14 protein-coding genes are annotated in these 13,356 nt (G+C 43.3%); 7 read left to right on the forward strand and 7 right to left on the reverse strand.

The window, feature by feature from the left end; all coding sequences use genetic code 11:
- The first annotated feature begins 11 nt into the window (after positions 1–11).
- On the forward strand, positions 12–1,490 hold the full coding sequence (locus tag M1K58_RS13985) for an Lsa family ABC-F type ribosomal protection protein (protein WP_256759471.1): 1,479 nt from the start codon (positions 12–14) through the stop codon (positions 1,488–1,490).
- A 51-nt stretch (positions 1,491–1,541) separates the two neighbouring features.
- On the opposite strand, the gene M1K58_RS13990 is transcribed toward M1K58_RS13985, so the two are convergent.
- Positions 1,542–2,441 (reverse strand): 3-hydroxyacyl-CoA dehydrogenase, encoded by a 900-nt coding sequence (locus tag M1K58_RS13990; protein WP_256759472.1) that lies wholly within the window; start codon positions 2,439–2,441, stop codon positions 1,542–1,544.
- A gap of 277 nt (positions 2,442–2,718) precedes the next feature.
- On the opposite strand from M1K58_RS13990, the gene M1K58_RS13995 reads away from it, so the two are divergent.
- From M1K58_RS13995 to M1K58_RS14015, 5 genes are all read left to right on the forward strand, one after another.
- Complete coding sequence (locus tag M1K58_RS13995; RefSeq protein ID WP_256759473.1) at positions 2,719–3,198, forward strand: DsrE/DsrF/DrsH-like family protein; 480 nt, start codon at positions 2,719–2,721, stop codon at positions 3,196–3,198.
- Between the two features lie 67 nt (positions 3,199–3,265).
- On the forward strand, positions 3,266–3,832 hold the full coding sequence (locus M1K58_RS14000) for a sulfurtransferase TusA family protein (RefSeq protein ID WP_256759474.1): 567 nt from the start codon (positions 3,266–3,268) through the stop codon (positions 3,830–3,832).
- A gap of 27 nt (positions 3,833–3,859) precedes the next feature.
- The gene (locus M1K58_RS14005) at positions 3,860–4,975 is read left to right on the forward strand and encodes an MBL fold metallo-hydrolase (protein WP_306220451.1); all 1,116 of its coding nucleotides are present in this window, start codon (positions 3,860–3,862) and stop codon (positions 4,973–4,975) included.
- 48 nt (positions 4,976–5,023) lie between these two features.
- On the forward strand, positions 5,024–5,803 hold the full coding sequence (locus M1K58_RS14010) for a sulfite exporter TauE/SafE family protein (RefSeq protein WP_256759476.1): 780 nt from the start codon (positions 5,024–5,026) through the stop codon (positions 5,801–5,803).
- 285 nt (positions 5,804–6,088) lie between these two features.
- The gene (locus tag M1K58_RS14015) at positions 6,089–6,778 is read left to right on the forward strand and encodes a response regulator transcription factor (RefSeq protein ID WP_256759477.1); all 690 of its coding nucleotides are present in this window, start codon (positions 6,089–6,091) and stop codon (positions 6,776–6,778) included.
- A gap of 176 nt (positions 6,779–6,954) precedes the next feature.
- Here the strand turns inward: M1K58_RS14015 and M1K58_RS14020 are convergent, their stop codons facing one another.
- The gene (locus M1K58_RS14020; RefSeq protein WP_256759478.1) at positions 6,955–7,482 is read right to left on the reverse strand and encodes a pyridoxamine 5'-phosphate oxidase family protein; all 528 of its coding nucleotides are present in this window, start codon (positions 7,480–7,482) and stop codon (positions 6,955–6,957) included.
- Positions 7,483–7,700: 218 nt separating this feature from the next.
- Here M1K58_RS14020 and pdxR point away from each other — a divergent pair, with 218 nt between their 5' ends.
- Complete coding sequence (gene pdxR / locus M1K58_RS14025; RefSeq protein ID WP_256759479.1) at positions 7,701–9,131, forward strand: MocR-like pyridoxine biosynthesis transcription factor PdxR; 1,431 nt, start codon at positions 7,701–7,703, stop codon at positions 9,129–9,131.
- Positions 9,132–9,223: 92 nt separating this feature from the next.
- Here pdxR and M1K58_RS14030 read toward each other — a convergent pair whose 3' ends face one another.
- The 5 genes from M1K58_RS14030 to M1K58_RS14050 all read right to left on the reverse strand — a co-directional run bounded on the left by M1K58_RS14030 (position 9,224) and on the right by M1K58_RS14050 (position 13,354).
- Positions 9,224–10,363 carry a 5-methyltetrahydropteroyltriglutamate--homocysteine S-methyltransferase gene (locus tag M1K58_RS14030; RefSeq protein ID WP_256759480.1) on the reverse strand — a complete coding sequence of 380 codons (1,140 nt, stop codon included), beginning with the start codon at positions 10,361–10,363 and terminating at the stop codon, positions 9,224–9,226.
- A gap of 147 nt (positions 10,364–10,510) precedes the next feature.
- A complete protein-coding gene (locus tag M1K58_RS14035) occupies positions 10,511–10,930 on the reverse strand; it encodes a MarR family winged helix-turn-helix transcriptional regulator (RefSeq protein ID WP_256759481.1) in 420 nt (139 codons plus the stop codon).
- 69 nt (positions 10,931–10,999) lie between these two features.
- Positions 11,000–11,734 carry an SDR family NAD(P)-dependent oxidoreductase gene (locus tag M1K58_RS14040; protein WP_256759482.1) on the reverse strand — a complete coding sequence of 245 codons (735 nt, stop codon included), beginning with the start codon at positions 11,732–11,734 and terminating at the stop codon, positions 11,000–11,002.
- Between the two features lie 38 nt (positions 11,735–11,772).
- Complete coding sequence (locus M1K58_RS14045; protein ID WP_256759483.1) at positions 11,773–12,576, reverse strand: SDR family NAD(P)-dependent oxidoreductase; 804 nt, start codon at positions 12,574–12,576, stop codon at positions 11,773–11,775.
- Positions 12,577–12,913: 337 nt separating this feature from the next.
- Positions 12,914–13,354 carry an SRPBCC family protein gene (locus M1K58_RS14050; protein WP_256759484.1) on the reverse strand — a complete coding sequence of 147 codons (441 nt, stop codon included), beginning with the start codon at positions 13,352–13,354 and terminating at the stop codon, positions 12,914–12,916.
- Positions 13,355–13,356 lie beyond the last annotated feature (2 nt).

Here is a 13,356-nt window from a genome sequence, read left to right on the forward strand (position 1 = left end):
AGGATAATGATATGTCATTAATAAATGTTACAAACCTGACGTTTGCCTATGAGGGAAGCTACGAGAACATATTTGAAAATGTAAATTTCCAAATCGATACCGATTGGAAATTAGGATTCACAGGAAGAAACGGTAGAGGTAAGACCACATTTCTCAATCTGCTACGCGGTAAATATGAATACAGCGGAAATCTTTCAGCTAAAGTCAGTTTTGATTATTTCCCGTTCCCTATCGCAAACAAGGAAATGAATACTCTTGATTTGATCAGCGATATTTTCCCAGACTATGTTCATTGGGAATTAATGCGGGAATTTTCATTACTACGGGTTTCTGAGGATGTTTTATATCGCCCATTCGATTCATTGTCTAACGGAGAGCAAACGAAAGTGTTACTGGCTACCTTATTTATTAAGGAAGATCATTTTCTGTTAATCGATGAACCCACCAATCACCTTGACATGAGCGCAAGAAAGCTTGTCAGTGATTATCTCAACACCAAGAGCGGGTTTATTCTGGTGTCTCACGACAGATCATTCCTTGATAACTGTGTAGACCACATCCTTTCAATTAATAAGACCAACATAGAAATCCAAAAAGGTAATTTTTCAAGCTGGTGGGAAAATAAAAAGAGACAAGATCACTTTGAGCTTGCAGAGAACGACAAGCTTAGTAAAGACATTAAACGTCTGTCGGACTCCTCTAAACGAACGAGCAACTGGTCACACGAAGTGGAAAAGACCAAAAACGGAACAAGAAATTCCGGTTCTAAGGTTGATAAAGGATATATAGGTCACAAGGCTGCTAAAATGATGAAGCGCTCTAAAGCCATTCAGCAAAGACAGCAATCTGCTATTGATGAAAAATCTAAACTCCTTAAAAATATCGAAAGCTCTGACAGCTTAGAGATTTCGCAGCTTACTTATCATAAAAACCAACTTGCTGAACTTGTTGATATTTCAATCTATTACGGCGAGAAAAGGGTTTGTACCGATGTAAGCTTTACGATTGAGCAGGGTGACCGCATTGCGCTTTCGGGCAGTAACGGCTCTGGAAAATCAAGTATCCTTAAACTAATTTGCGGCGAGGAGATCAACTATACAGGTACCTTCCATAAGGATCATCAGTTGAAAATATCCTACGTATCACAGGATACATCCCATCTTCAAGGTAATTTATCTGACTATGCTGCAAACTTCGGAATTGATGAGAGCCTTTTTAAGACCATTCTAAGAAAGCTTGATTTTTCCAGAAATCAATTTGATAAGGATATATCCGCTTTTAGTGGAGGACAAAAGAAGAAGGTGCTCATTGCAAAAAGTCTAAGCGAAAAAGCTCATTTGCACATTTGGGATGAGCCGCTTAATTTTATTGATGTTATTTCTCGCATGCAAATTGAAGATTTACTACTTGAGTACTCACCAACGATTCTTTTTGTCGAGCACGACAGGGAATTTTGCAACAATGTTGCAACTAAGCTCATTACTCTCTAAAGCGCTAAATTTGAAGGCACCCTTCTGGGTGCCTTTGGTTTACATAAAGCTTTAACTGTTTAAGAACCCAGGCTTCATGAAGCTGGGGTCTGGGTATTTGTAAAACCCTTCGCCCGTTGCACGTCCGAGCTTTCCTTTATCGATATACTCCAATTTCAATAACTGGGCAACCTTTTCAAACTCTTGATTACCTGTAGCCTGCGCCTTAGCTTGTCCGATATTGTAAGCCGTATTAATGCCCACCACGTCCAGAATAGCGAAAGGACCAAGAGGTGCCCCCGTTGCGACCATCCATGTTTTATCGATCGTTTCCACATCTGCGACTTCTTTAATTAGGAGCTTTTGGGCAGCTTCCAATAAAGGCACTAACAAAGAATTCAAAATATAACCTGGCTGTTCTTTATTTAACGGCAAAGCAACCATCCCGATGGCTTTTGCGAAGTAGATCACTTCATCGAACACTTTCTGATCTGTTCCTGGATGCTTCATAATTTCGGCCGTATTGTTTTTCCATATTTCATTTGCAAAGTGTAACGCTAGAAATTGTCCCGGTCGACCCGTCGCTTCAGCGAATTGGCTTGGCAATAATGTTGAAGAGTTCGTCGCGAAGTTTGTTTGATCGGGAGCCACTTTTCCTAACTCTTTGTAGAAATCCACTTTTAGTCGAACAACTTCTGGAATCGCTTCGATCACGAGGTCTGCTTTGGCAACCGCCGCCGATAAATCGGAGTGAAAAGAAATGCGAAGATCAACCGCATTAACCTCCTCTTCAGTAACCCCCAAATCCTCTTGATAGCGCGGTTTCAATTGTTCGATTCTTTCTTTCGCGCGCACTAATACTTCATCATTAATATCGTATACGGAAACATTGAACCCTTTGAACGCAATTTGGAATGCGATCTGGCTCCCTAGAACCCCGCTTCCGGCAACGGTTATATGCTTATAATTCATAGCCATTCTCCTTTTATCAATTTTCACTTTAAACTAAGATACCCCTACCGACTGAATCACATGCTTAAGCAATAAGCACATAAGAAATCATTCGTTACTTGAACAATGATCCGATTTGGGAAATTCAGTTCACTTGACCATATACCCCTATGGGTATATTATAGGTTATAGAAACAAAGACTTCCGTTATTGCAGCAAAAAAATTTGAAAAATTATATACCCATATGGGTATGCACATGTAAAGGATTATTAAAACACATACTGGGGGAATGCTTGAATGACTGCAAAGAAGAAAACGACAATTGTGTTATTTAGTGGTGACTATGATAAGGCAATGGCAGCATATATCATCGCAAATGGAGCAGCAGCTTATGATCATGAAGTTATCATTTTCCATACCTTCTGGGGATTAAATGCTTTACGTAAAGATGAGCCATTGACCCTGAAAAAAGGCTTCCTTGAAAAGATGTTTGCAAAAATGATGCCTAGAGGCGCCGATAAGATGGGGTTATCCAACATGAATTTTGCCGGTATGGGTCCCAAAATGATCAAACACGTTATTAAGAAGCATAACGCTATGACTCTTCCTCAACTCATTGAGATGGCTCAAGAGCAAGATGTGAAGCTAATCGCTTGTACGATGACAATGGACTTATTAGGGCTACAGCAAGCAGAATTATTAGATGAAATTGAATATGCAGGTGTGGCCGCTTACCTAGGCGATGCCGAGGATGGTAACGTAAATTTATTTATCTAATAGAGGAAATTTTTTTGCTGCCCATTTCAATACCCCCATACGTATATAAATATTAGGAGGCACACACATGATTAAGTCAAATTCCGTTTTAGATGCAACAGGGTTAGCTTGTCCAATGCCCATTGTAAAAACTAAAAAAACGATTAACGGGATGGAACCAGGTCAAGTACTGGAAATCCAAGCAACGGATAAAGGTTCAACCGCTGATATGAAAGCATGGTCAGAAAGTACGGGGCATCAATATCTAGGCACGATCGAAGAAGGAAAAATTCTCAAGCATTACTTGAGAAAATCAAGTGGAGAAGAACTAACAGAAACGAAATATGAATCTATTATTTCAAACCATGAGCTTCAAGCTCATTTAGAACAGAACAAAAATTCGATTGTACTTGATGTACGCGAAGCAGCTGAGTACGCATTTAATCATATTCCTAGTGCCAGGTCGATACCTCTAGGGGAACTAGATGAACGTTTAGGTGAATTGGATCACGATGACGAAATTTTTGTTATCTGTCGTACAGGCAGCCGAAGTGACTTAGCCGCACAAAAACTAACGTCGGCAGGCTTCAAACAAGTAAAGAATGTTCTGCCTGGGATGAGCGAGTGGAATGGCCCTGTAGATTCTACAACATGAGGGGGAACAATTGTGCCAATCAATCAAATGACAGCTACAGAAGTGGCAAATAGAGTGATTAATAAGAACGAATTATTTATTTTGGATGTGCGGAATCAAAGTGAATTTAAGGATTGGAAGATTGAAGGGGAGAACATTGAAGTCTTTAATTCCCCTTACTTTGATTTACTCGATGGCGTTGAGGAAGTTATGGTCCATATTCCAACAGACAGAGAAGTATTAGTCGTTTGTGCCAAAGAAGGCTCATCCGTTCTGATTGCCGAAATGCTGTATGAAGCAGGGCTTACGGCAGTGTCTTATTTAAAGGGCGGTATGAAAGCATGGAGTGAACATCTAGAACCTGTCAAAATTGGGGATTTGGATAAGGGTGGCTCTATTTATCAATTCGTTCGTCTTGGTAAGGGTTGTTTATCTTACATGGTCGTTACTAACGGTGAAGCAGCTGTTATTGACTCCACAAGAATGACGGATGTATATATCGACTTTGCAGATCATATCGGTGCACAAATAACTCATGTATTAGATACGCACTTACATGCGGATCACATTTCGGGCGGCAGACAAATTGCTGAGAAAACAAATGCAACCTATTGGCTACCTCCTAAAGATGCAACGGAAGTTACATTTGAGTACCAGCCATTAGAGGGCGGGAATGTTGTAACCATTGGGAATACGGCCATAGACATTCAAGCTCTGTATTCTCCAGGTCACACAATTGGTTCCACATCATTCGTTGTAGATCATAAATACTTGCTTTCAGGAGATATTTTATTCATAGATTCTATCGGTAGACCCGACTTAGCAGGATTGGCTGAGGACTGGGTTGGGGATTTAAGAGAGACGCTTTATCGTCGTTACAGAGAGTTATCAGACGAGTTAATTGTATTGCCTTCCCACTTCATGATCATTGAAGAATTGAATAACGATGGCAGTGTTGCTAAGAAGTTAGGGACGTTATTTGCCGAAAATCATGGACTAAACATTGCAGATGACAAAGAATTTAGAAGTATGGTTACAGGCAACCTGCCTCCACAGCCCAATGCGTATCAAGAGATACGTGAAACTAATATGGGGAAAATAACTCCAGACAATGAACAACAACGTGAAATGGAAATCGGACCTAACCGTTGTGCAGTTCGATAATTCCGTAATCATGATGTTAATAAACGCTGATTACAAAGGAGAGTTCTAGTGGACATTACATTTATCCTGACTATCTTTTGTATCGGGTTTATCGGATCCTATATTTCTGGGATGCTCGGTATAGGCGGCTCCATTATTAAGTATCCCATGCTTTTATATATCCCCCCACTATTCGGTCTAGTCGCATTCAGTGCACATGAGGTATCTGGGATAAGTGCTGTCCAAGTCTTATTTGCTTCGATTGCCGGTGTCTGGGCCTATCGTAAGGGCGGTTATTTAAACAAACCGCTCATCATCTATATGGGTGGTAGTGTGTTAATCGGAAGTGTAATCGGAAGTTTGGGATCTCAATCCATGTCCGAAAACGGGATTAACATTGTTTATGGGGTGCTCGCTTTAATAGCGGCAGTCATGATGTTTATTCCTAAGAAAGGAATAGATGATATTCCTCTGGATCAAGTAAAGTTCAACAAATGGATTGCCGCAATTTTAGCTTTAATCGTAGGCTTAGGCTCAGGTATCGTGGGTGCAGCAGGGGGCTTCCTATTAGTTCCGATTATGCTACTCGTTCTAAAGATTCCGACAAGAGTAACCATCGCATCTTCGCTTGCGATAACCTTTATTTCATCGATCGGGGCAACAGTGGGAAAAGCAACAACTGGCCAAGTGGATTACTATCCTGCGTTAATCATGATAGTAGCCAGTATCATTGCATCTCCACTCGGCGCAAGAGCTGGGAAAAAAATGAACACAAAAATCCTGCAAATCATTTTAGCCGTCCTTATTCTAGCCACTGCCATTCAGATTTGGGTAGGTATTATAGATTAAACTCCGATGTGGGATTAAGCCTACGCTAGTGCCGAGCTACCGGCTCATGCGTCAGGCTTTTTCTTTCGTTTTTCTGTTGCGATACGGTTCAGCGTAACGGAGCTATAGATATTTTTAAGGTTTTGTATCCACTTTGTCTATACGCGACTTTTCTTAATGAAATATTAATGAACTTCCAAAACGACGGCTCTTTTCGAACATTCGAGACCCTATTCTTGTATTATTTTTCCTAATAGGTTTGATTCAATTAAAGAGACAATTATTGTTACGGAGAGAGGGTGCAACATGAGTCAAATTCTAATTGTTGATGACGAACCGACCATTCGTGAGCTCATTCGCATTCACTTGGAGCGAGCGGACATGGAAATTATAGAAGCCGAGTCGGGACGGCAGGCGATTGAGCGGATCCAGGAGCATCCCATTGAGTTAATGATCTTAGACTTAATGATGGATGATGGGAATGGCTTCGAGGTGCTTCACTACTTGCGCAAAACCAGTTCGCAATTGCTCGTTATTGCACTTAGCGCCAGAAGAGAGGTACAGGATAAGGTGGACACACTCGGCTTAGGAGCGGACGATTATATCACAAAGCCATTTAGTCCGATGGAGCTGGTTGCTCGTGTTCAAGCCCAATTAAGGAGGTATAATTCCCTTACTTCGCAACAATCCGAGCTCATTCGATTGAACAACCTTGTTCTCGATGTAGACAATTTGGTTCTGGACAATGATGGGGTACAGCACCAACTAACTGAGATTGAATGCGAGCTTCTGCAATTATTTATGACAAATCCCGATCGCACGCTGACCAGGAAGCATATCTATCAACACATCTGGAAACATGAAAATATTGATAATAATAACTTGAATGTTTTTATCAACCGGCTTCGCACAATGCTCGAAGACACTGCCGATTCTCCCATACACCTTCATTCTATACGGGGTATCGGATATCGTTTTTCAGGAGATGGACGATGAAAAGTCGCTTCGTTAATGACAAGAGCGGAGTGGACGGATACCCATTCAGCCAGGTTTGCGAGTCGCTACGAAAATATTCCCCGTGGTTAAACAAAATCACCCTCATAGGGGTGATTTTGTTGATCGTTTATACAGCAATTTCCCACCTATATTTCGTCAAATCTCTCATCTGACATTCATGCCCGTTTATACATCTTTTCCGCTTCAAGAGGACTCTCTTTTGCCGTCACATGGCGCGGGATGACCCGACAAACTTGAACTGGTCCACCGAATACAGCTGACCTATACTTTTCAACATGCTGCTTGGGCAAGGGGCGGTTATAATAGCCGGGTACATATTTATTAATCATTTCCTGAAGTACATGGGTGGCTTCATCCAAATCTGTGATTGGCTCTGCTTGTCCAAATATCATTACGCTCATATATGCCGTATCCGTTTTGGCAGGTACCGGATCCGTAATGGTTCCGTAGTCCTCACATACCGTAAAACATACCTCTGGATTTTCACTCATGACCTGATTACGTCTTCCATCTCCAGCTCCGTGAAAATAGAGTTTCCCCTCAGTCCATACATAATTAAGCGGTACAACATAGGGGCGGTTCCCATCAACCAACCCAAGATACCCCACTCTTGCTTGGTGAAGGAAACTTTCAATTTTCTCTTGATCCAGGCATTCCCTGATCTTGTAACGAACAGAATCCATTTCAAAATCTCTCCTTTCACACCTAAGATATTCATCCCATTCCAAGGGTCTTAACTCCGAGACTCTTCTAGAGTTCAGCAACGACCAGATTGCAAATACCAGCGTTATTACGGTAGTATAGCAATGAATGGAGTGCGTTTACATATCCAAACATCAGGGTTTTAAACAATCCATAATTAATTAGATAGGGTTGGAGCTTCTATGTGGAGGTATGCACGATGTTGAAAGTTATTCGTAATGATAAGAGACCGATCTGGCAGCAATTGCTTGATCAAGCGATTCATAATATTACAAACGGAATCTGGGCTCCAGGAGAATTGCTAATTCCTTCCCGCGAACTCGCTCACCTGGTCGGTGTCTCCCGCTCAACTATACAGATTGTCTATGAGGAATTGCTAAGTCGAGGTTATACGGTTACGTCCCGTCGAGGAGGAACCCGAGTTAGTCAATGGAATCAAGTCACTGAGTCTACGGAGGAAATAGTAGCACATGGCCCCATCCCCCCCTCACTTCCCTTGTTGAACTCAGCAGTTGATCAATTACATGACTGGTTTAGAGGCAAAGATCATCGAAAAGTGGATATTGATTTTAGTCCCCACGAACCTTATTGGGATGAACAATTTCAGAAGAACTGGCGACAATCGCTTCACCACGCATCCGCTGCAATGGATTTATCAAACTGGGCTTACGGCAATCCCTATGGTTTCACACCATTACGTGAGCAAATTCAGCGTTATTTATCACTTGAACGAGGCATCCATACCCAAACAAATCAGATTCTGTTGACCTCAGGAGCTCAGCATAGCATTGACTTAATCGCCCAATCGCTTTTATCTGATGGGGATACTGTCTCTGTAGAAGATCCCGGTTTTCCAGCTGCCTGGATGGCGATGAAATATCGGCGTATGAATGTGGTGCCCGTTCCCGTTGATGAGTATGGTCTTGTGGTTGAGTGTATACCCCCACAATCCAAACTGATTTTTGTGACCCCTTCGCACCAGTGCGCGGTCGGGGTCGTTATGTCGGAGCCTCGTAGGCAACAATTGCTCCATAAGGCCGCTCAAGAACAATCCTGGATTATTGAGGACGATTATGATAGCGAATTTCGATATCGTGGGGAGCCGCTTCCAACGCTGTTTAGCCAAGCACCCAATAATACCTTGTACCTCATGAGTTTTTCTAAAATGATTGCTCCAGGTATTCGTATTTCGGCTATCGTTGGATCAGTCGAGGCAATTGCTCAACTAGCGAGGGTGCAGGAACTGACTTACCGTCATCTTCCGATTATGGATCAGCTAACACTAACCCATTTCATCAAGAATGGGCATTTTATGCGCCATATGCGAAGAGTCAGAAATGTGTACCGACGAAGACACGAAGCCATGACAAAGGCTATTATGGCTAGTGGTTTAGGAGAGCGTTTCACACTAAGTGGAGTAGAAACGGGATTGCATATGTTACTTGAAGCTGAAGAGTCATATGATGAAGAAACCGTGACAAGGCTAGCCCTTCAAAAGGGAATACGTGTATACCCTCTTGGACCGTATTGTTTGGAAAGCAAACGAAAGGGATGGGTATTGGGGTTTGCACAAGTAGATGAAGCATCAATTGAGCGGGGGATTAAGCGTCTTGCGGAGTTGATCTTATAGCCTTCACCTTCACAAGCTATTTAGCGTCACGAAGCCGTACGGATGATCATCCGTACGGCTTCTATCGGTTTATTCTGCTTCTGATGTATGGATTACTTCCAGATCTCTTCGGCGATTTCTTTGATGAACGCAAGCTTACGCCATTGCTGTTCCTCTGTTAGGTGGTTACCTTCCTCCGTGGATGCGAAGCCGCACTGCGGGCTCAGGCAAATTCGGTTCAGATCAACGTGTTGCTTCGCTTCCTCGATACGTTTCAGGATATCTTCCTTGCGTTCAAGCTCACCGAATTTGGAAGAGAACAGTCCAAGCACGACCTGCTGATCATCCTTCAGGAAACGAAGCGGCTTGAAATCGCCTGCCCGGTCGGTATCAAACTCCAGATAGTAGCCTGAATAGTTATTAATGCTCAGGAGCGTTTGCGCGATCGGCTCGTAACCTCCACCTACTCCAGCATAAGTCGACACGTAATTTCCACGGCAGACATGTGTCGTTACGACGAGATCACCCGGCAGACCAGACACAACGTCCTCGTTCAATATTGCGAGTTCATTCGCATATTCGGCTACATTCATGCCGGCCTGCTCCATGTAGGCCATGAACTGTTCGTCGCAAAGCGCTCCCCATGTGCAATCGTCAATTTGAATGCTACGGCAGCCTACTTCATAGAAGGCCAGGATCGACGCTTTGTAAGCTTGGGCAATATCCGAGAGAAGCTCTTCCCGATTCGGATAAATTGCCTTTGTGCTTTCCTGATTCTCTATCCGGTCTAGCTCAAACAGAAACTGCGCAGCGGCAGGAATCGATTGACGCGCAACGACATCCTCGCCTGCCACACCTTTTAAGAACGCATAGTGCGAAACAAAAGGATGGCCGCTGTAACTGATTTTCCCAGTCACTCGGGCTGTTTCCGGTCTAGATTGAGCACCATTGAATTGGTAACCTTGGTCAATGATTGTCCGCTCTACACCGTCAAGTCCCCAGAAGAAGTCCAGATGCCACCAGGAACGGCGGAATTCGCCGTCGGTTACAGCTTGAAGGCCAACCTCTTTTTGTTTCTGTACGAGCTTAACGATTTCGGCGTTCTCCACTTCCTTCAGCTGCTCAGAAGTAATTCCGCCGTGCTGGTGCTGTAATCTGGCCTCTTTCAACGCACTGGGACGTAAAAAGCTACCAACGATATCATATCGAAACGGGGTAACCGTTCTTTTTTTAGGTTCGGTTTGAATGCTCATAGGTTAGTCTCCTCGTAAATTCATTGTAAAATTAATATAGCATAACCAATTGGTTATACTGTTCTACCAATGAACTATAGCACGTTATAGTTATTAGCTATAACAAGCTAGACATTAAGCCCCTGAACCACAAGCAGACAACCTATTCTAATCTTCACTATTCAGCTTTTTATACAGGTTTGCTAGCAATGTCCGCTCCTGCTCGGTTAACATTTCGAATAAGTTTTTACGCAGCTTTTGCCCCTCAAGCGAAGCTCTATTAAGGACATCGGTACCTTTGTCGGTCATGCCCAAATAAATAATGCGACGATCAGACTCATCCACTATTCTGACGGCTAACTTCTTCGCAACAAGTTTTTCCGATAAATAACTGAGCGTAGGAGGGGTAAGCCCTAATATTTTTGCAATATCCGAGGGCCGGCTCTTTCCATAATTCTTTAGATGCCCGAGCACAAGAATATGAGAAATACCGAGGTCCTCATTGAATGTTTTGTTCCACTGGATAATCATTCGGTTAGTGAACTTATCCATATTGTGTATGAGTTCAAAAAGGGTCTGCTCTTCCATAAAATCCTCCTGGGTAAAAAATAAACGACAGCCCCCAATGAAGATTAAGGGCTGTCATAATTTTACACGCTATTGGGCGGAGTATCCACCATCAATAACGATCTCAGAGCCTGTAATGTAAGAGGAATCATCTGAAGCCAGGAACAGCGCCGCTTGGGCAATATCGATAGCTTGACCTAAACGTTGCAGAGGCGTTGCCTGGATTAACCGGTCCACCAGATCCTTTGAAGTGCTTAAAGCTTGAGTCATTGGTGTTTCAATGATCCCAGGGAATAGAGCATTTACCCGAATCCCTTGACGGCCAAAGGTTGTAGCCGCAGCTTTAGATAAAGCGCGTACCGCACCCTTAGATGCCGAGTAGTGATTAAAGCCTTGGCCGATCAAAGCCGTATACGAAGAAATATTGATGATGGAGCCTTTCTTGTGGGCTGCCATGTAAGGAGCGACATGCTTCATTCCGGCGAATGGGCCAAAACCATTTATGGAGAGCATTTTCTGCCAATCCTCAGCATTGATTTGCTCATATGGTTTTTCAGAAGAGATGCCAGCGTTGTTGACAAGAATATCAATTTTACCAAAGCGATCATTTATTTCCTTTGCCAGCGCCTGCCAATTCTCATCAGAGGCAACATTCAATTTCATTCCATGGACATTCTGTTTCTGACTCGCCCTCTCAAGCGCTGCCTCATTAATGTCTGCGGCGATGACGATGGCGCCTTCTTGTGCAAACAAATCAACCATTCTTTCACCGATACCGGAAGCCCCACCGGTAATGATAGCTACTTTATTATCTAATCTTCCCATATCACATGCTCCTCACTTTAATTTCATTAATTCACCCATTAGTTGTTCCGGCTCATATATTGTTCGAAATCAGGGACGGTTGGGTTGGCAATATAATGTCCGCCCTCTACCTGAATCGTCTGTCCGGTAATAAACTTGGATTCATCTGAAGCTAGGAACAGAACAGTATGTCCAATATCATCCGGTTCTCCGTGATAAGGCAGCGCATTATATTTCGCGAAAATATCCAATACCTCTGGAGGCATATTATTCTTGGCAGCTGGCGTCAAAATCAATCCAGGTGCGACAGCATTACAACGAATGTTACTTTTCCCATATTGTGTTGCGATATATTTAGTAAGATTTACAACAGCCGCCTTCGACGCCCCGTATGCAACCCGAACAGCATCTCCAGTAAAACCCGCCATGGAAGCTGTATTGATGATCGATCCTCCACCCGCCTCAATCATATGAGGAATAGCGAATCTGCACCCTAACAATACGCTCTTTAGATTAACGTTCATGAGCCGATCCCACTCATCCAGATCAACGTTAAGAACATCCTGATCCTTCATTAGATTTGTTGAGCCGACATTGTTGAACAGGGTCGTTATTTGACCAAACTGCTGTACCGTAAACTCAACAGCTTCCTTAATCGAAGCTTCATTTCCGGCATCGAGAAATATGCCCACTGCCTCTCCGCCTTGGGCTTTAATATTCTCGGCAGCTTGTAGAGCCCCGTCCGCATTAAAATCGGCAATGACTACTTTGGCTCCTGCTTGTGCCATTAAGTTAGCAGTAGATAAGCCAATGCCTGAAGCGCCTCCCGTGATAAGCGCTACCTTGTCTTTCATTCTCGCCATTATTCGTAGGCTCCTTTCTTTTGGACACCCATGATTTAATATGCCCCTCTAATACTTAGATGTCTAAGTATTAGATAGCTAAATATTATCAAATTATTTATCCCATTGCAACGGAGGCGCTTAGAATAAAAAAGGCGGTTCAGGACTAATATCCTAGACCGCCTTAAATTGTCCATTGGGTACTGCCCTAAATTTAATTTGTACAGTGTCCCAAAAGAAAGATTGCCTCACCGTTGAAATAAAAATCGCCGTCCGATTCCCGACAGGGATCGTGAACGGCGACAATTGTAGAGTCATCAAGTAAGCAGCAAGCAAAAACCGGTATACCTTTGCAATGCTAATAGGTCAGCTCCGCCAGCACCTTGCCAAGTCGGTCAAGCTGCTGTTCATTAGCTTCTGTGCAGATCGGCTTAGCTTGTTCAAACTCCTCTTTTTTCTTGAAAAGTTGACGGAAGGTGACCCTAGTGCGCCCTTCGAAGCTCTCGAAGGTAGCAGTTATCCGAAATTCATGAAAGTTTATATGATCAAGCACGATCCGCTCCGGCGGCACAATCTCAACAAAGTCGTTATGGTTAGGATAATCGACACCATCCGGTCCGTGCATGGTAAACTTCCACGTGCCTCCCGGTCTCATATCACACTCGTGAAACGTATTCGTGAAGCCTTGAGGTCCCCACCATTGGGCTAACAAATCGGGGGTTGTCCATGCCCGAAACACAAGCTCCCGCGGGACATCGTACTCGCGCGTAGCTATAAGTTCATTTTCACCTATTGTCATGT

This window comes from Cohnella sp. WQ 127256, assembly GCF_024519285.1.
In the GTDB taxonomy this organism is placed as follows: domain Bacteria; phylum Bacillota; class Bacilli; order Paenibacillales; family Paenibacillaceae; genus Cohnella.